32 protein-coding genes are annotated in these 22,995 nt (G+C 43.9%); 11 read left to right on the plus strand and 21 right to left on the minus strand.

Translation table 11 applies throughout. The annotated features are described in order from the left end of the window. Window position 1 precedes the first annotated feature (1 nt). Window positions 2-394, minus strand: coding sequence for a flagellar basal body rod protein FlgB (flgB, locus tag PFZ69_RS07945; RefSeq protein ID WP_270180467.1), 393 nt, complete (start codon window positions 392-394; stop codon window positions 2-4). Between the two features lie 249 nt (window positions 395-643). On the opposite strand from flgB, the gene PFZ69_RS07950 reads away from it, so the two are divergent. Then, window positions 644-1,462: a flagellar hook-basal body protein gene (locus PFZ69_RS07950; RefSeq protein WP_270180468.1), complete on the plus strand. Its 819-nt coding sequence runs from the start codon at window positions 644-646 to the stop codon at window positions 1,460-1,462. A gap of 11 nt (window positions 1,463-1,473) precedes the next feature. Continuing rightward, entirely contained in the window at window positions 1,474-2,256 is a 783-nt protein-coding gene (locus tag PFZ69_RS07955) for a flagellar hook-basal body protein (RefSeq protein ID WP_270180469.1), read from the plus strand. Between the two features lie 371 nt (window positions 2,257-2,627). On the opposite strand, the gene flgL is transcribed toward PFZ69_RS07955, so the two are convergent. The 15 genes from flgL to fliW form a co-directional block, all read right to left on the minus strand. Next, window positions 2,628-3,506 (minus strand): flagellar hook-associated protein FlgL, encoded by an 879-nt coding sequence (gene flgL / locus PFZ69_RS07960; protein WP_270180470.1) that lies wholly within the window; start codon window positions 3,504-3,506, stop codon window positions 2,628-2,630. Window positions 3,507-3,525: 19 nt separating this feature from the next. Next, the gene (flgK, locus tag PFZ69_RS07965) at window positions 3,526-4,854 is read right to left on the minus strand and encodes a flagellar hook-associated protein FlgK (RefSeq protein ID WP_270180471.1); all 1,329 of its coding nucleotides are present in this window, start codon (window positions 4,852-4,854) and stop codon (window positions 3,526-3,528) included. 22 nt (window positions 4,855-4,876) lie between these two features. Then, window positions 4,877-5,347, minus strand: coding sequence for a flagellar protein FlgN (locus PFZ69_RS07970; RefSeq protein WP_270180472.1), 471 nt, complete (start codon window positions 5,345-5,347; stop codon window positions 4,877-4,879). Between the two features lie 14 nt (window positions 5,348-5,361). Continuing rightward, window positions 5,362-5,622, minus strand: a complete 261-nt coding sequence (gene flgM, locus PFZ69_RS07975; RefSeq protein WP_270180473.1) for a flagellar biosynthesis anti-sigma factor FlgM — start codon at window positions 5,620-5,622, stop codon at window positions 5,362-5,364. 110 nt (window positions 5,623-5,732) lie between these two features. Next, window positions 5,733-6,164 carry a flagellar basal body-associated FliL family protein gene (locus PFZ69_RS07980; RefSeq protein WP_270180474.1) on the minus strand — a complete coding sequence of 144 codons (432 nt, stop codon included), beginning with the start codon at window positions 6,162-6,164 and terminating at the stop codon, window positions 5,733-5,735. A gap of 21 nt (window positions 6,165-6,185) precedes the next feature. After that, complete coding sequence (gene motB, locus PFZ69_RS07985; RefSeq protein ID WP_270180475.1) at window positions 6,186-6,971, minus strand: flagellar motor protein MotB; 786 nt, start codon at window positions 6,969-6,971, stop codon at window positions 6,186-6,188. Further along, the gene (gene motA / locus PFZ69_RS07990) at window positions 6,964-7,782 is read right to left on the minus strand and encodes a flagellar motor stator protein MotA (protein WP_270180476.1); all 819 of its coding nucleotides are present in this window, start codon (window positions 7,780-7,782) and stop codon (window positions 6,964-6,966) included. The genes motB and motA overlap by 8 nt, the downstream gene beginning before the upstream one ends. 21 nt (window positions 7,783-7,803) lie before the next feature. After that, entirely contained in the window at window positions 7,804-8,172 is a 369-nt protein-coding gene (gene fliS / locus PFZ69_RS07995) for a flagellar export chaperone FliS (RefSeq protein WP_270180477.1), read from the minus strand. 12 nt (window positions 8,173-8,184) lie between these two features. Next, complete coding sequence (locus tag PFZ69_RS08000; protein ID WP_270180478.1) at window positions 8,185-8,565, minus strand: hypothetical protein; 381 nt, start codon at window positions 8,563-8,565, stop codon at window positions 8,185-8,187. A 2-nt stretch (window positions 8,566-8,567) separates the two neighbouring features. Continuing rightward, a complete protein-coding gene (gene fliD / locus PFZ69_RS08005; protein WP_270180479.1) occupies window positions 8,568-10,040 on the minus strand; it encodes a flagellar filament capping protein FliD in 1,473 nt (490 codons plus the stop codon). Window positions 10,041-10,154: 114 nt separating this feature from the next. After that, window positions 10,155-10,502 carry a flagellar protein FlaG gene (flaG, locus tag PFZ69_RS08010; protein ID WP_270180480.1) on the minus strand — a complete coding sequence of 116 codons (348 nt, stop codon included), beginning with the start codon at window positions 10,500-10,502 and terminating at the stop codon, window positions 10,155-10,157. Between the two features lie 49 nt (window positions 10,503-10,551). Continuing rightward, a complete protein-coding gene (locus PFZ69_RS08015) occupies window positions 10,552-10,728 on the minus strand; it encodes a YjfB family protein (protein WP_270180481.1) in 177 nt (58 codons plus the stop codon). 65 nt (window positions 10,729-10,793) lie between these two features. After that, window positions 10,794-12,113 (minus strand): flagellin N-terminal helical domain-containing protein, encoded by a 1,320-nt coding sequence (locus PFZ69_RS08020; RefSeq protein WP_270180482.1) that lies wholly within the window; start codon window positions 12,111-12,113, stop codon window positions 10,794-10,796. Between the two features lie 153 nt (window positions 12,114-12,266). Beyond that, window positions 12,267-12,494 carry a carbon storage regulator CsrA gene (gene csrA, locus PFZ69_RS08025; protein ID WP_270180483.1) on the minus strand — a complete coding sequence of 76 codons (228 nt, stop codon included), beginning with the start codon at window positions 12,492-12,494 and terminating at the stop codon, window positions 12,267-12,269. Window position 12,495: 1 nt separating this feature from the next. Beyond that, window positions 12,496-12,939 (minus strand): flagellar assembly protein FliW, encoded by a 444-nt coding sequence (fliW, locus tag PFZ69_RS08030; protein ID WP_270180484.1) that lies wholly within the window; start codon window positions 12,937-12,939, stop codon window positions 12,496-12,498. A 114-nt stretch (window positions 12,940-13,053) separates the two neighbouring features. On the opposite strand from fliW, the gene PFZ69_RS08035 reads away from it, so the two are divergent. From PFZ69_RS08035 to PFZ69_RS08050, 4 genes are read left to right on the plus strand one after another with little or no spacing between them, the layout of a single operon-like run. Then, entirely contained in the window at window positions 13,054-14,277 is a 1,224-nt protein-coding gene (locus tag PFZ69_RS08035) for an Nramp family divalent metal transporter (RefSeq protein ID WP_270180485.1), read from the plus strand. A gap of 21 nt (window positions 14,278-14,298) precedes the next feature. Then, a complete protein-coding gene (pxpB, locus tag PFZ69_RS08040; RefSeq protein WP_270180486.1) occupies window positions 14,299-15,021 on the plus strand; it encodes a 5-oxoprolinase subunit PxpB in 723 nt (240 codons plus the stop codon). After that, on the plus strand, window positions 15,018-15,782 hold the full coding sequence (locus tag PFZ69_RS08045; RefSeq protein WP_270180487.1) for a 5-oxoprolinase subunit PxpA: 765 nt from the start codon (window positions 15,018-15,020) through the stop codon (window positions 15,780-15,782). The genes pxpB and PFZ69_RS08045 overlap by 4 nt, the downstream gene beginning before the upstream one ends. After that, window positions 15,779-16,705: a biotin-dependent carboxyltransferase family protein gene (locus tag PFZ69_RS08050; RefSeq protein WP_270180488.1), complete on the plus strand. Its 927-nt coding sequence runs from the start codon at window positions 15,779-15,781 to the stop codon at window positions 16,703-16,705. The genes PFZ69_RS08045 and PFZ69_RS08050 overlap by 4 nt, the downstream gene beginning before the upstream one ends. Here PFZ69_RS08050 and PFZ69_RS08055 read toward each other — a convergent pair. Next, complete coding sequence (locus tag PFZ69_RS08055) at window positions 16,702-16,968, minus strand: hypothetical protein (protein ID WP_270180489.1); 267 nt, start codon at window positions 16,966-16,968, stop codon at window positions 16,702-16,704. The two genes, PFZ69_RS08050 and PFZ69_RS08055, sit on opposite strands and share 4 nt — an antisense overlap. 147 nt (window positions 16,969-17,115) lie before the next feature. Here PFZ69_RS08055 and PFZ69_RS08060 point away from each other — a divergent pair, with 147 nt between their 5' ends. Further along, complete coding sequence (locus PFZ69_RS08060; protein ID WP_270180490.1) at window positions 17,116-17,625, plus strand: GNAT family N-acetyltransferase; 510 nt, start codon at window positions 17,116-17,118, stop codon at window positions 17,623-17,625. Between the two features lie 30 nt (window positions 17,626-17,655). On the opposite strand, the gene PFZ69_RS08065 is transcribed toward PFZ69_RS08060, so the two are convergent. Next, window positions 17,656-17,943: a DUF5327 family protein gene (locus PFZ69_RS08065; RefSeq protein WP_270180491.1), complete on the minus strand. Its 288-nt coding sequence runs from the start codon at window positions 17,941-17,943 to the stop codon at window positions 17,656-17,658. 96 nt (window positions 17,944-18,039) lie between these two features. On the opposite strand from PFZ69_RS08065, the gene PFZ69_RS08070 reads away from it, so the two are divergent. Next, complete coding sequence (locus tag PFZ69_RS08070) at window positions 18,040-18,588, plus strand: beta-class carbonic anhydrase (protein ID WP_270180492.1); 549 nt, start codon at window positions 18,040-18,042, stop codon at window positions 18,586-18,588. Between the two features lie 36 nt (window positions 18,589-18,624). On the opposite strand, the gene PFZ69_RS08075 is transcribed toward PFZ69_RS08070, so the two are convergent. Then, on the minus strand, window positions 18,625-19,149 hold the full coding sequence (locus PFZ69_RS08075; RefSeq protein WP_270180493.1) for a type 1 glutamine amidotransferase domain-containing protein: 525 nt from the start codon (window positions 19,147-19,149) through the stop codon (window positions 18,625-18,627). A 225-nt stretch (window positions 19,150-19,374) separates the two neighbouring features. On the opposite strand from PFZ69_RS08075, the gene PFZ69_RS08080 reads away from it, so the two are divergent. Then, window positions 19,375-20,205 carry a TerC family protein gene (locus tag PFZ69_RS08080; RefSeq protein WP_270180494.1) on the plus strand — a complete coding sequence of 277 codons (831 nt, stop codon included), beginning with the start codon at window positions 19,375-19,377 and terminating at the stop codon, window positions 20,203-20,205. Window positions 20,206-20,238: 33 nt separating this feature from the next. Here PFZ69_RS08080 and PFZ69_RS08085 read toward each other — a convergent pair whose 3' ends face one another. Next, complete coding sequence (locus PFZ69_RS08085; protein ID WP_270180495.1) at window positions 20,239-20,616, minus strand: DUF1499 domain-containing protein; 378 nt, start codon at window positions 20,614-20,616, stop codon at window positions 20,239-20,241. A gap of 165 nt (window positions 20,617-20,781) precedes the next feature. On the opposite strand from PFZ69_RS08085, the gene PFZ69_RS08090 reads away from it, so the two are divergent. Continuing rightward, a complete protein-coding gene (locus PFZ69_RS08090) occupies window positions 20,782-21,129 on the plus strand; it encodes a general stress protein (protein ID WP_270180496.1) in 348 nt (115 codons plus the stop codon). 177 nt (window positions 21,130-21,306) lie between these two features. Continuing rightward, the gene (locus PFZ69_RS08095) at window positions 21,307-21,498 is read left to right on the plus strand and encodes a hypothetical protein (protein ID WP_224884125.1); all 192 of its coding nucleotides are present in this window, start codon (window positions 21,307-21,309) and stop codon (window positions 21,496-21,498) included. A gap of 63 nt (window positions 21,499-21,561) precedes the next feature. Here the strand turns inward: PFZ69_RS08095 and fumC are convergent, their stop codons facing one another. Further along, window positions 21,562-22,947 (minus strand): class II fumarate hydratase, encoded by a 1,386-nt coding sequence (gene fumC / locus PFZ69_RS08100; protein ID WP_270180497.1) that lies wholly within the window; start codon window positions 22,945-22,947, stop codon window positions 21,562-21,564. Window positions 22,948-22,995 lie beyond the last annotated feature (48 nt).

The following is a 22,995-nucleotide window of genomic DNA, read 5'->3' on the forward strand; positions in this document are numbered from 1 at the left end:
TTCAGCTCCCTCGAATAGCAGTTTGCAGATCACGAAACTGGCTGTTTGTTTTCTCGATCATCGAATTGTACCAGAGCTGGTTCTTGGCGAGCTCTGCCATCTCAACATCCATGTCGACGTTATTTTCGTTTGATTTACTTAAGGTGTTTCGATCCGTTTTCACAGTGACGTTTGGTGATTGTTGTTCTGTACTAAAAGACACATGGTTGGGGTTTGATTTGTAGCTTTGGAAGCGCTGATTTACGGCCTCCTGCAGGTTATCCTGAAACGAAACGGTTTTCCGTTTGTAATTAGGGGTATCAACATTTGATATATTTGACGTTATTGTCCGCTGCTGAGTCATTGAAGCATTCAACGCATGTTGCATTGGATTTATCGATTGAAATACCTTCACGAAGCATTCCACACTCCTCATGAAATATTGGTTTATTTGTTAATATTTGGTAATCATTCCATAATCATCTTCATTCGACAATATTTTCTCTGTTTTTAGCATAGCACTGTCAAAATTAATAGTAAATGAGAGTTTTAACCTAATAAACTACTTTTTTCACTTATTTTTTCCAAAAATCAACGGTATAATGGAAATAATATCTATGGAATGATAGTTAAAAGGAACTATCTAGGAGGCAAGGAGGAAAAAATGTTTAGAGGAATGTACACTGCAACATCAGGAATGATGGCGAGTGAACGAAAACAGCACTACCTCACAAATAATTTATCGAATGCACAGACTCCGGGGTTTAAACAAGATCAAGCTGTCATTCGCTCTTTTCCTGAATATTTATTAAAAGAACGGAATACGGACTCTCTCAAAAGTAATAAACAAGTGGGAGAACTCTCTCATGGTGTCTATACGCAAGAAGGCGTACCACTCTTCTCTAGCGGTACCTTGAAGGAAACAGGGAATAACACTGATTTTGCTTTGCTCGATGATAGCCTCCCGATCGATGAAGAAACCGGCCAGAAAGGGATCTCCCTTATTGGAGTGCGAGCCGATGATGATACGATTCGATATACAAGAAACGGAAACTTTACACTAAGCGATGACGGTTTCTTGACTACGAGTGAGGGATATCGCGTTTTAAACGCGAACCTCGAGCCAATCCAACTATCCAGTGAACAATTTACGTTAAAAGGTAGCAACCTGATCGAGGCAAACGGAAACGAGCAAGAGCTCTGGGTCGGATATACTGGTAATCCAGAAGGATTGACTCAACTTGGGAACGGAGTTTTCGAATGGTCTGGAGATGAAAATAATGCTCCTCGTGACATTCGAACTACTGAATTCAATCAGTTTACCGTCGAACAAGGATTTCTTGAAGGATCAAACGTCGACCTTACGACGACGATGACAGATATGCTCAACACGTACCGGATGTACGAGGCGAACCAGCGTGTACTGCAAACTTATGATCAGAGTATCGACAAATCTGTTAATGATATCGGTAGAGTGTACTAGGAGGGTATTGAATGAACATCGGGATGTATAGTGCTTCTTCATCATTGAGTCAGACACAGAAGAAGATGGATACGATCGCGAACAATATCGCGAACGTGAACACAGTTGGGTATAAGAGACGGGAAGCAAGCTTTCAAAACCTCTTAACGCAGCAATATCAAAATAATACTGGCGAAGCAACTGAACCAGGACGACTCACCCCTGAAAACTTACGAGTTGGTTACGGGGCGAAGATTGCGATGACAAATCTCCGTACAGATCAAGGAGCTACGAATGAAACAGGACGAAACCTCGATGTGATGTTAGAGGGAGAAAACGTCTACTTTCGTGTCCAAAATGGTGACAATGTTCATTACACAAGAGATGGCGCTTTCCAGCTTCAAAACACCGAGGATGGAAGGGTTAATCTTGTAAACAGCAACGGCAGCAATGTTCTCGATAAAAATGGAGATCCTATCTCATTTAGCAGCGAACCAACCAACATCGTCATCTCAGATTCTGGTGAGATCAGCGTTGAACCTACTAACGAAACGTTCCAGTTGAGCGTTGCTACAATCGATCGTCCTCAGTCACTTCTAAACGAAGGCGGGAACGAATTTCGACTGCGTGAAGGAGAAGGGGAGATCGTCGATACAGGATTTAACGTGAAACAAGGGTTTCTAGAAATGTCTAACGTTGATCTTGCGAATGAAACGACAGAGATGATCACCACTCAGCGACTTTTACAGTTCCAAAGCCGAGCGATGAAAATGGCAGATGAAATGATGGGACTTGCGAATACGATCAAGCGATAACAAAAACACTCATCCAAGTTGGATGAGTGTTTTTGTTAGAAGGTAGAGAAAGTCTTAGGGCTGCGAAAAGAGTAGTCAATCATTTCCTTTCCAAATAACGTTGATGGATTTAAGGAAGGTCAAAATTGCCATATTCGTCTGTTAAACTATTGGGACGGAGTATTGATTTTGGATTTAATCTTTCAAGTAGGAGAGACGATCGCGGACTCCGGCGGTAGTACGGGCGGCCGAGACCGGGGTGTGCGTTTCACCTCGGGCTTGGACGTTCGTCCGCGGAAAGCATGCGATCGTCATCAACTACGGCATAGCGAGCACTGAATAATGACATAGATACAAGCTAAAAAACACTCATCCACGTTGGATGAGTGTTTTTATCTAAGGAAATCCATTAGAGAAGGCTGAATGATTTTTGCACTCGATGCTAGTGAAGCCTGATATACACTTTCTTCAGACTTCAGCTTCATGATCGCCTCTGCAATATCCACATCTTCGTTTTTGGAAACAAGCTTTTGCAGCGAAACGTTTTCTTCCTTGAGGCGCTGTGACAAGCTTTCCACTCTCGATTGCTTTGCCCCAAGAGAGGTCCACTTGTTGAGCACTTGCTCGGATCCTTTTTCGATTTGACCGATCGCACTTTGCAGAGCATTTTCATCACCACTTTTTAGTGCGGTAGATAAAGCATCGAGTGACTTAAACAGGTTGGTTTCTCCGCCAAAAACTTCACCTGCATGAACGTTGATCGTCATCGAACTAAACGGGGACAAACGCTGTTTGAGCGGTTGGTTATCGTGAGTGATGTCACCAGATGCGCTTATTTCAATCGCCTGATCTGTTTTCTGTCCATTGAAGATGTATTTCCCGTCAAGTTTCGTATTGGCAAGATTCTTTAACTCATCCCGAAGTTGATCGATTTCTTTACCCATGTTCTCCAATTCGTCAGGTGAATTGATTCCGCTAGCACCCTGCAGACCAACTTCGTTCGCCCGTTGAAGAAGATCAGATACGCTGCTCAATGACTGCTCGGTTACTTCTAACCAGGACTGCGCGTAATCCGCATTCCGCTCAAACTGGACGTTGTTCGCAAGCTCTGATGAGAGCTTCAACGATTTTTCAGTTCCCATCGGATCATCAGAAGGTTTATTGATTCGCTTCCCTGTCGATACTTCTTCATTCGCTCGCTCTAAGCGGGACAAGTTTCGATTCATCTGATTCGTAACATTTTGAGTTAACATTTGCTGTGTAATTCTCATCATATGACTCCTTTTCCCGTTAGACGCCCATTCGGTTGATGATCACATCTAGCATCTCGTCCGTTGTACTTACGTATCGAGCCGCTGCGTTATACGCATGTTGAAATTGAACGAGATTCGCCATCTCTTCGTCGAGTGAGACGCCGCTCACCGATAATCGGTTTGATTCGATCGACTTAAGAACCGTCTCATTGTTCCCAACAGTCCGCTCCACAGACTGTGTTTTTGATCCGATATTTGAGATGAGCATGCTGTAAAAGTCGTTCGTCGTCGCATCGACTTGATCATCTGAACCTGCTAAATCAAATGATAGTGTTTTATCTTTTAATTCACTTATCTTTGCAGCGAGGTCACCGTTACTTACCGTTCCCTCTGTTGAGGAAGCTGCTAGATTCGCTGGGTTCGATTTCACATCGTTCGATACACTTAGCCGTTCAAGGTAACTTCCATCTCCTGTAGCTTCTGTGAATAGCGCTTTTCCCTGCTGCATCGTGCCATTCACTTTCACGAGCGAATACCCTGATTCTGCAAGGGTATTGATCTCGGGAGCTAGTTGCTCAAACACCGCGTTCAGATTTGTTTGGACATTCTTCGTCAACGCAGCAGCTTCTCCGAGACCCTTAAGCTTCCCTGCCTTTGGGTTAGCTGTATCGTAATTCACCTCGAGTGCACCGTTACTCTTCTCTGTCACGTCGACATCGATTAGGCTAGATAGTTCGTCGATCAGCTGATCACGCTTGTCCTTCACATCATTTGCGTCGTTCGTACGAACGACTTCCTTGTTCAATTCGTTGATCTGCTTTGACAACGTATCGATGTCTTTAAGAACCGCATCAGTCTGTGATTGCAGACTTTCTGATAGATTCTGAAGGTCTTTGTTAAATGCCTTCCCTTTATCCAGCACCTCTTGTGCCCGTGAAACGACGACAGATCGAGCAGCCAGGCTATCAGGGTTCGCTGAAAGATCTTCGAATGCAGACCAGAGTTTGTTGAGAGACGCATTCAGTCCGTTTTCACCAGGCTCTGCTGACATCATCTCGATTTGCTGAAGCGTTTCTAACTTCATAGATTCTGAGCCGAGCGCTGCATTTCGTTCCCGATATTGTGTATCAAGGTACTTTGAGCGGATCCGTTCGATGGAACCAACGCTAACACCCGTTCCGAGCTCAGAGGATGTGCCGCCCTGATAAGGATTCGTAATCGACGACGTCGCCTCCATATTCACACGCTGTCTGGAATAACCTGGAGTGTTTGCGTTCGCGATATTATGACCAGTGGTCGATAGTGCCGTTTGCTGCGTATACAAACTTCTCCTTCCGATCTCTAACCCATGAAATGTTGACGTCATATTGTCACGTTCCTTTCTAAGCCTATGCTTTTGTGTCGAAGTACCCTCTTGGTGTCGATGATGCCGGTTTTTGGTTTGGTCTTGAGTATGTAAGGGATTGATCAGGCGATGCAGTCAAATGCCCGATGATATGATGAACGAACGCCATCGCGTCTTTTAGTAGAACATCGTTTTGTTCGTTCAACGTTTGTAATGCTACTGCCTTTTCTTTTAATGTGGTTGCTCTATTTTCGATCATTCTTCTAACGGCAGGGCTTAGCTTTGGCAGCACCTCTTTAAGCGTTCCCGATCCGCCAAGCTCCTCAACAAGTCCCTGGCGTTTCTCCTCTTCCACGCTTAAGGCCTGCAGAAGCTCCCTTTCCGTCTTCATCAAATCTGATAAGCTGTTCACATTTCTTTCGATGAGCGCTTCTTGCTTCTGCTCTCCGAGTGATAGCAACTTCTCATGTAGAGTTATCATGTTGCTCATTGTAGCCAGTAATTGTTGCCCCATCGTGCTGCCTCCTGTTAAAACAACTGATCAAACAGTTTTTCGGCTGTTTTTTTACTGTCGACACTATACGTTCCATTTTCAATCTTCTTTTGAATTGCATCTAATTTGGCTTCGCGCTTTTCTTCAGCCTTCATCGTGTATAGTTCTCTCGCTTTGTTTGAGATTTGCAGCTCATCTTCACGAGGAGCTTTTTTTGCTTGCTCGACTTTTGTAACAGGATTGTGCTTTTTGTAAGGGTTAACAAATGGCGGTGCTGACGGTTTGTTAACGTTCAATCCGTTCACCCCTCTTCGATAATAGTAAAACTACTCCTATTCTATTATTCGTACCCTATTTTGAGCATCTTACCGTTAATATCGGAAAATTCTTTACAAAAGTTTACTAGTTACTGAATTTTGAAGTCGGTTATGAGTACTCGCTCGATCTCCCCATCTTGCAGGACTTCATTTATTTGTTCTCTGATGCTCGATTCGAACGTCTTAAGTCCTTTTGCGCCCTTCAAATCATTTCTTGAAGAGTTTGCAAGAGTAGCGATGACGATCGACTTTAACTCTGGGATACGAACCTCTAGTTCATGGTAGCTCTCTCCTCCGTCCGCTAACAAGTTTAGCTGAACAACAGCGTAGTGATCAGACAGTAGGTTCGTCGTGATCGGCTCCATGCTGTAGCTCCTTTCTGCTAGCTCCTCAGCAGTCGGTTCTTTCTCTTCCTGAGCAAGTACTTTTCCTAGATCGATATCTAGAAAGAACACTGCTGCAATGGCACCCCCTGCAACGACACCGAGAGTTGCCAAAATAATCAATAGGATACGTTTCATCTACTCTATTCACCTCAACTGTTAATTTTCAACATCGTAAGGCAGGATCAACACTTCTACGCGTCTATTTTTCGTTCTGCCTTTCTCACTGTCATTCGAGGCGACCGGACGATACTCTCCATAGCCTGTGAAACTAAAAAGCTGTGGGTCCAGCTTACTGTTTTTCAAAAGCTCCGTCATGAAGTTCAGCGCTCGATCTGAGCTAAGATGCCAGTTTGACGGATACTGAGATGTCTTGATCGGTTTGTTATCTGTATGACCTGTCACAGTAATGTTTCTCGCAGGATCTGTGACGAGAAAACGAGAGATTTCACTTGCGATCCCCTTCGCATCATTCGTTAAGTAGGCTTGCCCGCTATTAAACAGCGCAGCTTCTTTTATCGTGATCAATAACCCTTCTTCTGTTAAGCTCGTTTGCAAATACGAATCGAGGCTCTGCTTCGAAATATACTGGTCGATTCGCTCTTTTAATTCCTGAAGATTATGGAGATCTTCCTCAAGCTTTTCTTCATCTTTTTCTTCAGGTAGTTCCTCTACGTCTTCTTTATCCTCAATTTCTTCTGTTAACCCAACGAACGAATCATCTTCAGGCTTCATGACCGATGGCTCGCTTTCTAGTACACCGGTGCCCCCATTTAAAACTTCTTCAAACGATCGTGTGATCGCTTCATATTTTTTTGCATCGACCGTACTCGCTGCGAATAGAACGATGAAAAGAGCAAGAAGTAGCGTGAGCATATCAGCATACGGAATGAGCCAGCTTTCATCGACGTGCTCGTCATGGTCTTCATGCCTTTTCTTACGCATCGGCACCTACCCCTTCTCCAACTTTGACGTCACTTGATTTCTTTATTTCATCAAGATTCCGCTCTTTCTCCGGAAGGTAGACGAGTAGTTTATCTTCTACCATCGTAGGTGTCGCGCCTGACTGTACCGCTAGCAAACCTTCAAGCATGATCATCTTGATCTTTGCTTCCGCGTTCGACTTTCGTTTCAGCTTGTTCGCAAACGGATGCCACAGGACGTATCCTGTAAAGATTCCGAACAACGTCGCAATGAATGCTGCAGCGATCGATTTTCCTAAAAGCTCCATATCACCGAGATGACTGAGTGCAGCGACGAGTCCTACGACGGCACCAAGTACCCCAAGCGTCGGTGCATACGTTCCAGCTTGCGTGAAGATCCCCGCTCCTGCTTTATGACGTTCTTTCATCGCTTCAATATCTTCTACAAGGATCTCTTCGATAATTTCCCTAGAATGACCGTCGATGACCATTTGAAACCCTCTTCTTAGGAAATCATCTTCTAGTTTATCGAGGTTATCTTCTAGTGACAGCAAGCCATCTCGACGAGCGATCGTTGCCCACTCACGGAACATCGGAATGATTTCCTTAGCAGAGACTAACTTTTGATTCGTAAAAATAATCTTTAATAAAATCGGAAATTTTTTGATTTCGGAAAACGGAAAACCGATCAACAATGCTGCGGCTGTCCCGACAAAGATGATGACGAGGGCAGCTGGATTAAGTAGAGCAGCTGGATTGGCTCCCTTCAAAATCAACCCGCCTACGAGGACGGCAAAGCCGAGCAATAATCCGAACAAAGATGTTTTTTCCAATGCATTCACCCTCTATACTGCTTATTTCTGTTCCATCGCTTCTTTCCAAGTATTTCGAAACTCTTCTGCTAGCTCTTCAACTTCTTGCAGCTTCTCAATATTGTTATTGATGTTTGCAGACACAAGCTGCTCGATCATGAACGCATATAACGAATCCATCGATTGAGAAAGCTCCATGTCCATATTGAGCGTTGCGCGTAGTTCTTCAAGAATGTTTTGTGCTTTGATAATATTTGTATGCTTGCCTTCCACATTGCCTTTTTTCATCGCGATCGCTGCCATCCGGATAAATTTAAGACATCCGTTGTACAGCATGAGCGTCAATTCCTGTGGAGAGGATGTAGCGACTGAATTTCGTTGATACGTTTGATAAGGATTTTGCATTGCCATCGAACGTTCCCCCTATTTTCTCTTATCGAAAAATGCTCCGTCTGTGTAAGCTTGTCCAGAGTTATATTTATTCGCTGCTGTCTTTCCTTGCTGCAAACGCCTCATCTGCTCAGAAAACGCTGCATAAAGATCGGACAGACGAGGTTGGATCGTTTCTTCAAGCGTACTCAACTGCTGAAGCATAAGCTGCTCTTCCTCCGTCCAGTCGGTACCTTCTTGCTTCATCGCTTTATCTAGAAGCTGAATCGTTTCTTCTCGTCGGTTGATCATGTTGTTGATTCCATCTAATTCTTCAGGCCCGTTTTCATCCATCGAAGGATTCAGTCCATTGAGCGACTTTACGATTTGATTCGTCACAACGTGCATCTGATTCAGTGCATCAATTCTTTTCATTTCTACATCCCACCAAGTAAGTTTTGTTGTACCCACATGCTTTGCTGATTCATTTTGTCCATCGCTGTTTCAAGCGCGGTAAACTGCTTCCAATAGCGGTCTTCGATAGAGCCGAGCTTATCTTCCCAGCGATCCATCTGCTGGTTAATGCTATCCAACCGTTTCGATAAAAAGCTATTATCGACAAGAACACCAGGTGTGCCAGCTTTTTTACCGAGACGATCGATTCCTTCATTTACTTTCTCGTAGATTCGATCTCCGATTCCAGCATCACCTTTTGTAAAAAGGCTCATCACTTCCTCAGGCTTTTGTGAGATAGCCTCTTTCAACTTCCCTTCATCAATAAAAAGTTTACCGCCATCACGATAAGACCCTGTATTGATGCCGATTTCTGAAAGCATTGACAGTTCCCCAGCTTGAATACCATTTACAGGCGTCATCCAGGCACTGCGAAGGTCGCTCGCAATCCCTCTCACCGTTGCATCGCTTTGGAGAAGACCACTCTTCGCCTTCTCTTCCCAAAGCTCGATTTCTTTGTCTGAAAGATCCTCGCGCTGCGCATCTGTTAAAGGCGGGAAGTCTCTGTAGCGTTTTTCTGTGAGAAGACCCTGCGTTTTCTCAATCAACTCGTTGTACTTCTCGACAAACGATTTGATACTTTCAAATGACGCATCCGGATTGCTTTGAATCGATACTGTCGACGTGCCTTTTTCAACAAGGTTAAGCTTTATGTTATTGATCGTCGTTTCGTTTGTTTTCAGGTTATTTACCGTGATGCCGTCGAAAGTGACCGAACCATACGAACCATTCGCAGTGGTTGCTCCTCCAAATAGGCGGTTTTCAACACCTGCATCACTAAAGTTCGAGAGTGTGATCGATTCATCTCCACCCATCGCTTTTGTCGATAGAAAAAAGCGTGACGTTGTATCATCAAAGTTCGCTCTCATACCGAGCGTTTCACCCGTCGTATCATCTGTTGCCTCAGCAATCTTTGTAGCAAGACTTTTAAACGTATCTGCTGCCGTTATCGTGATCGTTGTTCCCTGCCCTTTTCCGTTCGTAAGGGTAAATGTTGTGTCGTTTGCGCCAGATTGCAGAACTCTATCAGTTCCTTTTGCTGAAGCACCAGCTTCGTTCGTAACTGCCTGCGCTGAAGTTAGCTTGGCACTCTCAGCAAGCCCATTCACCACAACTGCATAAGAACCAGGGGCCGCAGTAGGCATTGCTTCTGCCGTAACAGCAGCTCCGTTCGATGAACCTGCTTTATATGCGTTAAACGTTGACTGAAGTCTTAGCTTCGATGCAGCACTTCTCATATCCGACATCATCGTATTGAGTTCCCGATAAGAATCCTTCTGCCACTCAACTGTTTGTTTTTGCTGTGATAGTTTATCGAGCGGTATGCGTTCCGCCCTCATCAGATCTTTCACCATCTGATCGATATCCATTCCCGATGCAAGCCCGGAAATCCTCATGAACATCTCCTCCGTTCATCACTCATACACATACTATCGGCAAAGATCCGCTCGGTTTTAAGATGTAAATAGTACTATAAAAAAGAACCTTCATTTGTGAAGGTTCTCAGCATTTTATATTTTTTGGTCCACCATAAAGCCAAGCAGTTCAGCAGTTGCCGCATATCGATCGAGAAAATCCTTTGACGGAATCTCTCTTATAACTTCATCACTCGTGCTATCTACTATCTGAACATAGAACTCATTCAACTTATCGTGCAGCTGAAATTTAAGGTTCGTTTTTACAGGCATAATGAAATCATTCAGCTGTTCGATCTGTTGAACGACCTGTTCCTTTGTGTGAACCTTTTCTTTCTGTTCCTTCTTCTCTTCTTTTAGTTCCTTTACTTCTTTTACTTCAATAGGCTGTTGCACTTGCTTCCCTATACCAGGTATTTGATTTGAAATTGATTTTATTTCCATGGTCCGATCCCCTTCAATAAGAGTTACTTAAACCCGACCTCTAATGAGATTATTTCTTTATATCGATTGAACCTCCAAGATGAGGCTGTACCGACTGCTCCATCATCTTCACTAGTCCATTCGAATTTTCTTGTGCTTGATTCAAAGCTTTTTTGGTTAACGATACATCAACCTGCTGCTGGACCTTTGCTTGATTCAGCACCACCGAAAGCGCTGCAATATCCATCTCAAAACACTCCCTTCGAATAAAAAGGCCTTAGATGAGAGATCTAAGGCCTTTCTTGTTAGAAATTAACGAAGAAGCTGAAGTACTTGCTGTGGATTCTGGTTAGCCTGTGCTAGCATCGCTTGAGCAGCTTGTGACTTGATGTTTTCTTTCGTCATGTTCATCATTTCTTTAGCCATGTCTACGTCGCGAATGCGGGATTCTGCGGCAGTAAGGTTTTCAGATGAAGCATTTAGGTTGTTTATTGTGTGCTCTAAACGGTTTTGAGAAGCTCCTAGTTTAGAGCGTTCTTGTGACACTGATTTTATAGCAGCATCTAAAACAGTAATTGCATTTGAAGCTTTCGTTGAGTCAGAAACATCTAGCGCGTATTCTGTATTACCAGAGTCATCAGATAAACCTGTAGCCGTAAAGTTTCCTCCTGCAGTTTCCGAAGAAACATTGAGATTAAGAGACCTCATGTCGCTTACATCAATAGCGAACTGCTGATTAGCATTAGCACCAACTTGTATTTTAGCAGTACCTCCAGTACCATCAGCGCCATTAGTTGTTTCAGCCAACCTTTCGGCTAGCAAACCTGAAGTTAGTGAAATAGAGTCTTCACCAGCAGTTCCTGCAAATTCACCTGTGTCTTTAGCTGTAATAGTTACTGTCCCATCAGTAGCACTTGTAACATTAAACTCATTCAATGAATTATTTGTTTCTTGACCAGCTAATAGATTTAGAGCTCCTGAAACATCTTTCCCAATTTGAGCAACACTATCTGCAATTCCTACTGTTATAGAATTCCCTGCAGTATCAACAACCGGTGCAGTACCTGCGTTAGCAGCCGCATCAAACTTAAGAGTATATGTTTCACCACCGATTTCTAAAACGACGTCGTTATGGGCTGTACCTGCTGTAAAATCAGGAGCACCCAATGTTAAGGTTTGAGTTTCTTGTGTTGCACCTACACCAGCGCCATTCATATCTCCATTTAATACTTTGTTTGAGTTAAATTCAGTATCGTTACCAATTCTTGAAATTTCAGAAGTTAATTGATTAATTTCTTTCTGGATTTCAGCTCGATCATCCGTCGTATTTGTATCACTCGCGGCCTGTACTGAAAGCTCTCTCATACGTTGTAGAATATTTTGTGTTTCTCCTAGAGCTCCTTCAGCAGTTTGAATCAAAGAAATACCATCCTGCGCATTACGACTAGCTTGATCCAATCCACGAATTTGACCACGCATTTTCTCAGATATTGCTAGACCAGCTGCATCGTCTCCAGCACGATTTATACGAAGCCCAGATGAAAGCTTCTCCATCGAGCTACTTGCAGCGTTTTGGTTAACACCCATTTGACGGTACGTGTTCAAAGCATTGATATTATGGTTAATTCTCATACTAAATTACCTCCGTGTAATGTGTTTTCTAGAAAGCCCACATCCGTTTGGACTTCCTGATATTTTCATTATCGGCTGGAAAATTCAGTTGTTTATAGTTTTTTGAAAAATAAATTAAAAAGAACCGCTATGTGCTTTATAGCGGTTCTTTGCCTAGCGTTTCAATTGAAAGTTTTGCAACTCACTTAGTTTGATCTCTTGTGAGGATGCTAGTTTATTCTCCTCTTGAATCTCCACGTAAACTTCTTTCCTATGTATGCTGATGTTTTTAGGCGCCTCCACTCCTAGTTTCACCGTATCGCCTTCAATACTGATGACCTTCAGCTCGATTTCATCATTAATGATGATCGACTGATCTTTTTTACGTCCGAGTACAAGCATCTTATCTGCCTCCCTCTGCCGCACTCACCAATGGTGCTTTAATTTGAAAATCCTTACTGAGTACGATTTGCTTTCCTTTTCCGCTCGAAAGATTCAGGATGATCGGGGCTTTTAAATTTATCGTCGCATCTTGTAATGATTCTTGTACGGTAAGGACGGAGAGTACCATCGCCTCCTCTGGCTTTTCAATCGCTAACTCTTTCAACAAGTCTTCTTCTAGATGAATTTCATAGTTCGGGTAGAAGGAAAATGAATCAGCTAGTATAAAGCACAAACTGCTTTCCTCCGTTGATTGCAGAAAGAAAAACGGCGACTCATTCTGTTCATCAGCGGGTAATAGACAGTATGTGGTGTATTGTTCAAGGCCGGGAATTCCGTTCGAAAAGGTGATGAGGGAATCTTTGTTCACTTCTAGTTCACCGAAGCGGGTCGTGAGGATTTTCATAGAAAAAACTCCTTTATCTGTAAAAGTCTATCCTCATTATAAGTCTTTTGTCGTCTTTTAACAGGTTGAATTTGTTGAAAATTTTAAAATTCGATACACTTAAAGGAGGAGCTTATGAGCGATCAAAACACGTTTCTAAAGAAACTTAAAAGCGTTGGCCCTGGCGCCATCGTCGCCGCAGCTTTTATAGGACCAGGAACTGTAACGACCGCTACTCAGGCAGGAGCTGGATTTGGATTTGCATTGATGTGGGCACTCGTTTTTTCGATACTCGCAACGATCACCCTTCATGAGATGTCAGCGCGACTTGGAATCACGGCGAGAATGCAGCTTGGCGAAGCGATGAGAAAGCAGTTCAGCAGTCCGTTGATGAAAGGAATCAGCATCATTCTCGTTCTTGCAGCGATCGGTGTAGGAACGGCCGCCTACGAAACCGGCAACATCCTGGGCGGTGCGCTCGGTCTTTCTACCATGACGGGCATTTCAGTGAACATATGGGGGCCAGTCATCGGGATCATCGCTGCGATTCTTCTTTACTCAGGAAACTACAAAGCGATTGAAAAAGTGTTCGTCGTTCTCGTGCTAGTCATGAGCGTTTGCTTTGTAGCGACTGCTATCGTCATTAAGCCGGATCTCGGGGCAATGTTTAAAGGCGCATTCCTGCCAACGTTCCCAACTGGTGGCACACTGTTTGCGATCGCCTTGATCGGGACGACGGTCGTTCCTTATAACATCTTTCTTCACTCTTCTACAGTTCAAGAGCACTGGCGAGGAAAGGAAGGGTTAAAAGAAAGTCGTTTTGATACCGTTTTCTCGATCATCGTCGGAGGGTTGATCTCACTTTCGATCGTTGTATCGGCTGCAGTTGCTTTTCCGCTCGGTACAAACATAACGGATGCTTCTGAAATGGCCGTTCAGTTAGAACCCCTTCTCGGATCATGGGCGAAGGTGTTCTTTGCGATCGGATTGTTATCTGCTGGAATCACATCTTCTATTTCCGCTCCCCTTGCAGCCGCCTATGCGATCAGCGGTGTTTTCGGGTGGTCGATGGATCTGAAAGCAACGAAATTCAGAGTGATCTGGGGAGTCGTTATTTTAATCGGAATCGTCGGTTCAGCTCTTGGGATGAGTCCTACGACCGTCATTATTTTCGCACAGTATGCAAACGGCTTGATGCTGCCGATCATCTCTATTTTCTTACTTTATGTTATGAATAATAAAGAACTACTTGGTGAATACGTCAATCGCACACTCTCAAATATTTTGGGCGGTATCGTATTACTCGTAACGCTCGTTCTCGCCCTTCATTCGCTTGGAATACTAGAACTTTTCTTGTAATTACGAAAGGAGTCTATCGAAATGAACGTCACCTTACACCCGCTCGGTGAAGCTTGCGTAAAGATTACGTATCATGAAGAAGTGTCTCATTCCCTCACTAGCCGCATTCAAGCTTTTTGCCGTGAACTTGCGTCTCTTAACAAAGAGGGCATTACTGAATGGGTACCAGCGTACGATTCTGTCACCGTTTATTACGAGCCGTGGGTCCTCAACTATGATGAGATAACGGACATATTGGAAGATATCACAGCAGTTGCAACAGAGGCGTCAGAAAAAAAGGTGGTCATCACGGTCCCGACCCTTTATGGCGGAGAGCACGGACCAGACCTTGAAGATCTTGCAAAGGAAAAAGGAATGTCCCAAGATGACATCATAAAACTACATACAAACGAAGACTATCTTATAAACATGATTGGCTTTTTACCTGGCTTTCCGTATCTAAGCGGACTGAATGAGCGTATTGCAGCGCCTCGTCTTGAATCGCCAAGACAAAAGGTTCCTGCAGGCTCAGTTGGTATTGCTGAAGCACAAACTGGGGTTTACCCAATCGAATCTCCCGGGGGATGGAACATTATCGGCCAGACACCGCTTCGCCTTTTTCAACCTGAAAAAGACGATCCATTCTTACTGAATCAAGGTGACTATCTCAGGTTCCAACCCGTTAGTAAGAAAGAGTTCAATCAAATTTTAGAGCAACTGGAGCAAGGGTCTTATGAAGTTCAGCGCGAGGAGGTTTCTAGATGACGACGATCGACCTTAACTGTGATCTTGGTGAAAGCTTTGGTGCTTATACCATCGGGCAAGACGAAAAAGTACTCGAGCTCGTTTCGTCAGCAAACGTAGCATGTGGTTTTCATGCGGGCGATCCCCGCATCATGAACCGAACGGTCAAATGGGCAAAAGAACATCACGTTGGGATCGGGGCTCATCCTGGCTTTCCTGACTTAACAGGGTTCGGAAGGAGAAAGATGATCATCACACCTGAAGAAGCCTATACGCTTGTTCTTTATCAGATCGGCGCACTGCATGGGTTTTGCAGTGCGCATGAAGTCGAACTGCAGCACGTGAAACCTCATGGAGCTCTATATAACATGGCATCAAAGGATGCTGAACTTGCGAATGCGATCGCACAAGCTGTGAAAGACTTTGACTCTGAGCTGATCCTGTTTGGACTCGCTAACTCAGAACTGATACAAGCGGCTAAGCTTTCAGGCGTTCGGTATGCTTCAGAAGTGTTTGCTGATCGAACGTATCAGCCAGATGGTACCCTCACTCCACGAACAGAAAAGAATGCGATGATAACAGACGAACAGACTGCGATCGACCAGGTGATTTCGATGGTGAAACATGGCATAGTGAGAGCTGTAGATGGCACATCGATTTCGATCGAGGCTGACACCGTCTGCGTTCACGGCGATGAACCGTCGGCACTTGCCTTTATCCAGTCACTAAGAAAAAGATTTAAGGCAGAAAATATCCTGATAGAAAGGATCGGAAACCGTTGAAGTTATTTTCAGTAGAAAAACCAGGCGTTTATACAACGTATCAAGATTTAGGAAGAACAGGTTATTTAAAATACGGAGTACCGGCTTCTGGTGCACTCGACCGCTTCGCCCTTCAAGTAGGGAACATCCTAGTCGGAAACCCATGGAATACAGCAGGACTTGAAATTACGATGCAGGGTCCAGAATTGGTAGCAGAAGTGGATGCAGTGATTAGCATAACAGGTGCCGATTTATCACCAATGATCAACGGTGAACGGATTCAAATGTGGAAGTCTCTCACCATTAAAAAGGGACAGGTACTTGAGTTCGGACGCCCAAGAATCGGGGTTCGTGCCTATTTAACGGTAGACGGTGGGTTTGAAGCAGAAGAGTACATGGGGAGCAAATCGGTTTATGAACCAGCTGGACTAGGCCGTAAGCTAGAAGCTGGGGATGAACTACATGGGAATCCTAAGAAGCAAAAAACAGGAATCGGGCTCTTTCATACCGAGATTCCTGCATATGACCGCGACGCTATCGTTCGCGTTGTAAAAGGACCTCACGATGATAAGCTCAGCCCTGAAGTATTGGAGCAATTTTTTACGAATCGGCATGAGGTGTCCCCGCAATCGAATCGTATGGGATACCGGTTGGTGAGCGACGGTATCAAAACAGATCATGAAGGCGATATACTATCTGACGCTGTGCCGCTTGGCGGCATTCAGCTGCCGGCAAACGGTGAGCCGATCATCCTTTTGGCAGACCGGCAAACAACGGGTGGTTACGTTCGTATCGGTACAGTCATCGGTCCTGACCTTCCATTGATCGCCCAGCTCCCTCCTGGTGGTTCGGTTCGTTTTAAAGAGATCACGGTTGAAGAAGCGCAAGAGATCGCGATCGCTCAGGAACGTGATTTTAGGGTTTGGGAGAAAATCGTTCGCTAAGGATGACCTAAATAACTGTGCAGTTCATCGATGACAAGCTCACCTTGATCGAGCTCTGTCATCTGGAGGCGGTAATGGTCACCTTCCACCTCTGCTTGGAAGTTGTAGAAGCCTTTATTATTTAAATAGTCGCCTACATCTTCTATTTTATCTTGCTGAGAGAACAAAATTTTATTGCCGATATAATTATCATTCACATATACATTGTAGCTCTGTTCATTTTCTATAAAATCATCCGTTGAATAAGGATGTAGATCCGGCATTCTGTCTCCCTCCTTTCTTTGGGATTACTATCAATTTGTCCCCTCACACGTATTTTATGTTGGAAATCTTTCACTGACTGAATCACGTTGTGAGGGCTTCAGGACTTGCGTTACTCGTGAAGTAAAGACACATAAGGAGGTGTTGGCATGATTGAATTAAGAGAAGAATTGAAAAGTGATGTAGAGGGAATTGATAACATCGTAAGGAATGCATTTGATGGAGAAGACGAAGTTGCATTAATTCACCGGATTAGGAATTCGCAGCACTATATTCCAGAATTAGCACTGATCGCGCTTCATAATCGAACGACTCCGGTTGGGTACATTCTATTAAGTGAGATCGAAATCGAAGCAGAGGATACCATCACATCCCTTGCTCTTGCGCCAGTCTCTGTCTCTCCTCCCTTTCAAAATGAGGGAATCGGAACGTTCATGATCAATGAAAGCCTCAAGCGAGCGACTGCCCTTGGCTATCGCCATGTCATTGTTCTTGGACACAGCGCTTATTATTCAAAGTTTGGTTTTATACCGGCTTCTGAGAAAGGGATAACCGGTCCGTTTAAAGAGGCAGGAGATTCCTTCATGGTAAAAGAACTTAAGAAAGATGCGTTGCCTAAAGAAGGACACGTACATTACCCAGCGGCATTCGGTATATAAAAAAACGTATGTCACTTTGGACATACGCGTTTAGAAATCAAAGATTGAATCTTCATTTGCATCATCATCCTGCATCGGCTTTGATGGAGATTGGATGGGCTGCACTGGAGCCGTGTAAGCTGGTTTCTTTGGAGAAGGGGTAGGCGCTTCTTTCATACCATTTGACGCCTGTAAAAGCATCTCGCAGTATGTTTTAATTGCGATAAGATCTTCACGGATTCCATTGACATCGGCATCATTTTCTTCAACATTATAAGTAAGCTGTTTCATTTTGCTATTCATCTGTTGAACAAGTTGTTCAATAGGGATATCCTTCATATATGCATACTCCTTTTTCATTAGGAAGGGATTCTTGCTTTAAGTGTACCAGAAACAAAAAGGAAATAAAAAATCAACGTAGGAGGAATTTATTTCATGGAAACATTAAGTGACATTCTAGAATTCAATAAGAAATTTGTTGAGAACAAGGATTATGAACCTTACATAACGTCAGGTCTTCCTGATAAGAGAATGGTGATCCTTTCTTGCATGGATACTCGTTTAGTCGAGCTGCTTCCTCGTGCGATGAACTTAAAGAATGGCGATGTGAAGATGGTTAAGAATGCAGGAGCTTATGTAACAGATCCACTTGATAGCGTTGTTCGCTCCATCCTAATCGGTGTGTACGAACTTCAAGCTGATGCTGTTCTTGTCATCGGTCATCATGACTGCGGCATGGGTAAAGTTGATCCTGCAAAACTTCGCGATAAAATGGCGAGCAACGTTTCAAAAGAAGTGGTTTCAACACTCGAACATGCAGGCATCGATGTAGAAAATTGGCTGCAAGGTTTTTCCACTGTTCAAGATGGCGTTCGCCAAAGTGTGGAAACGATCAAAAACCACCCTCTGTTGCCAGAAGGAACGCCCGTTCACGGTTTAGTGATCGATCCGAAGACTGGAAAGCTTGATCTTGTAGAAAAATAAAAGTAAGAAAGCTCACTCGATCGAGTGAGCTTTTTCTTATTGGGATGCAAGAAGATCTGCGAACGCCTTCCCATAAGGTGGTAGATCTGGCGGACGTCTTGCGGATACAAGATGGCCATCTACGACAACCGGTTCGTCGATCCATGTTGCTCCTGCATTCTCCATGTCGTCACGGATGCCTGGAGTACTCGTCACTTTCTTCCCTTCAAGGATACGTGCAGAAATCAGCACCCATCCTGCGTGACAAATCTGACCGATCGGCTTCTTGTTCTCTTCCATATGCTGCACCATCTTCAACACCTCAGGAAAGCGGCGAATCTTGTCCGGTGCCCATCCACCCGGTACGAGGATGGCGTCATAATCTGAAGGGTCGATGTCGCTGTATGCATAGTCAGATACAACGGGAACCCCATACTTTCCAACATACTTCTCTCCAGCATTTTCACCTACATAATGAACGGTTGCACCTTCCTCGATCAATCTGTAGTAAGGATACGTTAGCTCAAGGTCTTCAAATTCATGATGAACGAGACTGATTACTTTTTTATTTGATAAACGCATACTTTCACCTCCACCTTAACGATATACCATTTTGTGCTCATTTCAAAACGACGGGTTTCTTGAAACCTTTTGAGGGTATTAAAAACGTAATGTAACCATTCCCTCGGTGTGTATTTTTTCCCATAGTCTGAACATACCTTTCAACATATGACTTTGGGATAAACAGCGGCCATAGTAAGGTCTTAAAAATTGGGGAGACTATTTAGTACTAAAGGAGAGATCGTCATGGATGCTGGTCTAATACTTGAATACGCATGGGTGCTTCTTGTCTTGATTGGGCTCGAAGGCATACTTGCAGCAGATAACGCGCTTGTAATGGCAATCATGGTCAAGCATCTTGAACCAAATAAGCGTAAAAAAGCTCTTTTCTATGGTCTAGGCGGTGCCTTCGTTTTCCGATTTGGTTCACTCTTCATCATTTCCTTCTTAGTTGATATTTGGCAAGTGCAGGCGATCGGTGCACTTTATCTGTTATTCCTTAGCATCAATCACCTCGTGAAGAAGTTCTTACTAAGCGATGATAAGAAGAAAACAAAGAAAGAAGATAAACCGAACAACGAAGGGTCAGGATTCTGGACGACGGTACTTAAGGTAGAGCTAGCTGATATTGCGTTTGCAGTTGATTCCATTCTTGCTGCAGTAGCGCTTGCACTCACTCTTCCCACCACAAACTTTCCAAAAGTCGGTGGGTTAGATGGTGCTCAATTTGCAGTTATTCTTACCGGTGGAATTATCGGACTGATCATCATGCGATTCGCAGCAAATTATTTCGTTAAACTTCTCCACCGTAAACCAGGACTTGAAACAGCTGCGTTCATCATCGTAGGTTGGGTCGGTGTAAAGTTAGCGATCTATACGCTCGCTCACCCGAGTCTCGCTATTCTTGAAGAATCCTTCCCGAAAGAACCAGCATGGAAAATCACGTTCTGGGGCGTCCTCGTCGCGATTGCTCTTGGAGGATGGTTCCTCTCTTCTGAGCGTGATGAGAGTGAACGTGAAGACGAAAACGAAGATACCTTAGAAGAAGAAAGTGAAAAAGCGAAAGACTTTTCATAAAAAACAGGTGCCACGCTGGCACCTGTTTCCTGTTTAACTTAAAAACGCTTCTCTAATTTCTTCCATTCTCTTTTTGTTCACACCCATGTCTGAATAGCCCATACGTGATGCGGAACGAAAGTGCACGGTTTTCGAGGTTTCATCAAGGTAAAATTCAATATCATCAACAAACTTAAAAAGCTTCGATTTTTCTTCAGCTCTTATGTAGTTTGCTTCTTCTTTTACGATTTTCGTACGTTTTCTGTTTTGTAAAATGCTTTTCAGTTTCGCTAGCGCTTCTCCTTCTGTCACGCTGTATGAAAATGATTCCATCTTATTCTTTTCATCTTCGCTCTGAGTTGAAACACAGTTTGGTTTATTCGGACAAGGTGCTAACTTGCCATCTCTTGCACCTAATTGCTCTCCGCTCATCGGTTTCGCCTCCTTTTCTATCGTTCTTCTTTGTTATACCCTTTTACGGCTCGTTATGCACTTATTGTAACCAATTTATCAGCACAACTCTCCATACGATGTTTATTTCTTCAGCAGAGCGTCTATATTACCTATGAATTCAGATATCGAAGGAGGCATTTGACCATGAGTAGACCATTAGTACGAGAATACCAGAACGATGAGAAGCTAAAGGCTGACATTGAAGAGCTAAGCAACATCGGAATTTCAAAGGATGCTATCTACGTCCTCTCTCACGACGATGATCGTACAGAGCGCGTTGCAGACGGTGTAGATGCCAATACGATCGATCGAAAAGAAATGGGTCTGAAAAGCCTGAAGAACGTATTCAGTAGAAAAGGCGATGAACTGCGAAACAAGATGGAAGAGATCGGCTTCTCCAAAGAAGAAGCAGAACGATATGAATCAGAAATGGATAAAGGAAAAATCTTTATGTTCGTTACGGATACGGACAAAGTAGCGCAGTGGAAGTAGAGATGAAACGGAGCTTGGCAGGTGCCGGGCTCCGTTTTTTGATTTGTGACAAGCAGATGGGTGCTCACAATAAAAAATATTTATAAAGATATTGGACAGTTAGGGGTCTGCCAACTCTTCATTCTGCATATATTTGTATGGCAATAAAAAATTCTTCTTTCAAAGGGAGTGCTGATTATGTTGGATCGTACATTGCTTTTCGTAGCTGCTATGATTGCTGGTTTTGCAATGCTTCGATTATCTGAGGCTGATTCTTTCCTTTCAAGTCTCAACCCGGTATTCGAAGTGGTTGGATACTTAGCGGCGCTGCTATTTGCACTTGTGTTGATCTACAAAGGCATCAGGGCTGTTCTTCCGTCAAAATCGTAAGCGCTTACCTACTCTTGAAAGAAAGAAAAAAAGCGGGGTTCCAAGCCCCCGCTTTTTTCATGCTTATTTAGGTGAAATCATTTCTTCAGGTCGTACGATATCATCGAACTGCTCAGCTGTCAGATGACCACTTTCAAGTGCAGCTTCACGAAGTGTCGTACCATCCTGGTGAGCCTTCTTCGCAATACTCGCTGCATTCTCATATCCGATATGAGGGTTCAGTGCCGTAACGAGCATCAGTGAGTTCTTTAAGTATTCACCGATCACTTCTTCGTTCGGTTCGATACCGACCGCGCATTTGTCGTTGAAAGACTTCATGCCGTCTGCAAGCAGTCTTGCAGATTGAAGGAAGTTATAGATGATAACGGGTTTGAAAACGTTTAGCTCAAAGTTTCCTTGGCTTGCAGAGAAACCGATCGTCGCATCGTTCCCCATCACTTGAGCTGCTACCATCGTAAGAGCTTCACTTTGTGTTGGATTCACTTTACCAGGCATGATCGAGCTTCCTGGCTCATTTGCTGGAATCGTTACTTCGCCGATACCACAGCGTGGACCACTCGCTAGCCAGCGCACATCGTTTGCGATCTTCATCAGATCTGCCGCTAGTGCTTTCAGTGAGCCGTGTACATGAACGATTTCGTCATGACTCGTAAGTGCATGGAATTTGTTAAGCGCAGAACTGAACGTACGATCAGTCATCTTGCTGATTTCTTCTGCAACCATGTCACCGAAATCAGGATGAGCGTTAAGGCCCGTACCGACTGCAGTTCCGCCGATCGCAAGTTCCTTCATGTACTTCACGCTTTCAAGAAGCATGTTTTCACACTTCACGAGCATGCGATGCCAGCCGCTGATTTCCTGTCCAAGCGTAAGAGGCGTTGCATCCTGTAAATGCGTACGACCGATCTTGATGATGTGATCGAAATCTTGCATCTTCTGATAAAGCGTTTCTTTTAATTCGATCAGATTTGGATAAAGGTGATCTTCTACTGCCAAAACAGCTGCTACATGAAGCGCCGTTGGGAATGTATCGTTCGATGATTGTGATTTGTTCACATCATCGTTCGGGTGAACTGTCGCGTCACTACCTTGTTCTTTCAATATTTCATTCGCACGGAATGCGATGACTTCATTCATGTTCATATTCGATTGTGTGCCGCTTCCTGTTTGCCAGACAACTAGCGGGAAGTGCTCGTTATGTTCTCCGTTGATCACTTCGTTTGCAGCTTGTACGATCGCATCGGCTTTTACATCTTCAAGCTTTCCTAGACGCTGATTCGCTAGTGCAGCACCTTTTTTTAGGATAGCGAATGCTTTCACAACCTCGATCGGCATTTGTTCGTTACCGATTTTAAAGTTTTCTTTGCTTCGTTGCGTTTGTGCACCCCACATTTTGTCTGCTGGTACTTTTATTTCTCCGATTGTGTCGCGTTCAATTCTATAATCCATTGTGATCCTCCTTTAAGTAAAAGACTAACAAGATTCACTTCCATAAAA

Origin of the sequence: Alkalihalobacillus sp. CinArs1, from assembly GCF_947387515.1 — a bacterium.
Lineage (GTDB): Bacteria > Bacillota > Bacilli > Bacillales > Guptibacillaceae > Guptibacillus.

Bases quoted from the DNA above. Each gene is read 5' to 3' on its own strand.
- PFZ69_RS07950 (WP_270180468.1), top strand. From the start codon at position 644: ATGTTTAGAGGAATGTACACTGCAACATCAGGAATGATGGCGAGTGAA.
- PFZ69_RS07955 (WP_270180469.1), top strand. From the start codon at position 1,474: ATGAACATCGGGATGTATAGTGCTTCTTCATCATTGAGTCAGACACAG.
- flgL (WP_270180470.1), bottom strand. From the start codon at position 3,506: ATGAGAATTACACAGCAAATGTTAACTCAAAATGTTACGAATCAGATG.
- flgK (WP_270180471.1), bottom strand. From the start codon at position 4,854: ATGACGTCAACATTTCATGGGTTAGAGATCGGAAGGAGAAGTTTGTAT.
- PFZ69_RS07970 (WP_270180472.1), bottom strand. From the start codon at position 5,347: ATGGGGCAACAATTACTGGCTACAATGAGCAACATGATAACTCTACAT.
- PFZ69_RS07980 (WP_270180474.1), bottom strand. From the start codon at position 6,164: ATGAAACGTATCCTATTGATTATTTTGGCAACTCTCGGTGTCGTTGCA.
- motB (WP_270180475.1), bottom strand. From the start codon at position 6,971: ATGCGTAAGAAAAGGCATGAAGACCATGACGAGCACGTCGATGAAAGC.
- fliS (WP_270180477.1), bottom strand. From the start codon at position 8,172: ATGGCAATGCAAAATCCTTATCAAACGTATCAACGAAATTCAGTCGCT.
- PFZ69_RS08000 (WP_270180478.1), bottom strand. From the start codon at position 8,565: ATGAAAAGAATTGATGCACTGAATCAGATGCACGTTGTGACGAATCAA.
- fliD (WP_270180479.1), bottom strand. From the start codon at position 10,040: ATGAGGATTTCCGGGCTTGCATCGGGAATGGATATCGATCAGATGGTG.
- flaG (WP_270180480.1), bottom strand. From the start codon at position 10,502: ATGGAAATAAAATCAATTTCAAATCAAATACCTGGTATAGGGAAGCAA.
- PFZ69_RS08015 (WP_270180481.1), bottom strand. From the start codon at position 10,728: ATGGATATTGCAGCGCTTTCGGTGGTGCTGAATCAAGCAAAGGTCCAG.
- PFZ69_RS08020 (WP_270180482.1), bottom strand. From the start codon at position 12,113: ATGAGAATTAACCATAATATCAATGCTTTGAACACGTACCGTCAAATG.
- csrA (WP_270180483.1), bottom strand. From the start codon at position 12,494: ATGCTTGTACTCGGACGTAAAAAAGATCAGTCGATCATCATTAATGAT.
- fliW (WP_270180484.1), bottom strand. From the start codon at position 12,939: ATGAAAATCCTCACGACCCGCTTCGGTGAACTAGAAGTGAACAAAGAT.
- PFZ69_RS08035 (WP_270180485.1), top strand. From the start codon at position 13,054: ATGAGCGATCAAAACACGTTTCTAAAGAAACTTAAAAGCGTTGGCCCT.
- pxpB (WP_270180486.1), top strand. From the start codon at position 14,299: ATGAACGTCACCTTACACCCGCTCGGTGAAGCTTGCGTAAAGATTACG.
- PFZ69_RS08045 (WP_270180487.1), top strand. From the start codon at position 15,018: ATGACGACGATCGACCTTAACTGTGATCTTGGTGAAAGCTTTGGTGCT.
- PFZ69_RS08055 (WP_270180489.1), bottom strand. From the start codon at position 16,968: ATGCCGGATCTACATCCTTATTCAACGGATGATTTTATAGAAAATGAA.
- PFZ69_RS08060 (WP_270180490.1), top strand. From the start codon at position 17,116: ATGATTGAATTAAGAGAAGAATTGAAAAGTGATGTAGAGGGAATTGAT.
- PFZ69_RS08065 (WP_270180491.1), bottom strand. From the start codon at position 17,943: ATGAAGGATATCCCTATTGAACAACTTGTTCAACAGATGAATAGCAAA.
- PFZ69_RS08070 (WP_270180492.1), top strand. From the start codon at position 18,040: ATGGAAACATTAAGTGACATTCTAGAATTCAATAAGAAATTTGTTGAG.
- PFZ69_RS08075 (WP_270180493.1), bottom strand. From the start codon at position 19,149: ATGCGTTTATCAAATAAAAAAGTAATCAGTCTCGTTCATCATGAATTT.
- PFZ69_RS08080 (WP_270180494.1), top strand. From the start codon at position 19,375: ATGGATGCTGGTCTAATACTTGAATACGCATGGGTGCTTCTTGTCTTG.
- PFZ69_RS08085 (WP_270180495.1), bottom strand. From the start codon at position 20,616: ATGAGCGGAGAGCAATTAGGTGCAAGAGATGGCAAGTTAGCACCTTGT.
- PFZ69_RS08090 (WP_270180496.1), top strand. From the start codon at position 20,782: ATGAGTAGACCATTAGTACGAGAATACCAGAACGATGAGAAGCTAAAG.
- PFZ69_RS08095 (WP_224884125.1), top strand. From the start codon at position 21,307: ATGTTGGATCGTACATTGCTTTTCGTAGCTGCTATGATTGCTGGTTTT.
- fumC (WP_270180497.1), bottom strand. From the start codon at position 22,947: ATGGATTATAGAATTGAACGCGACACAATCGGAGAAATAAAAGTACCA.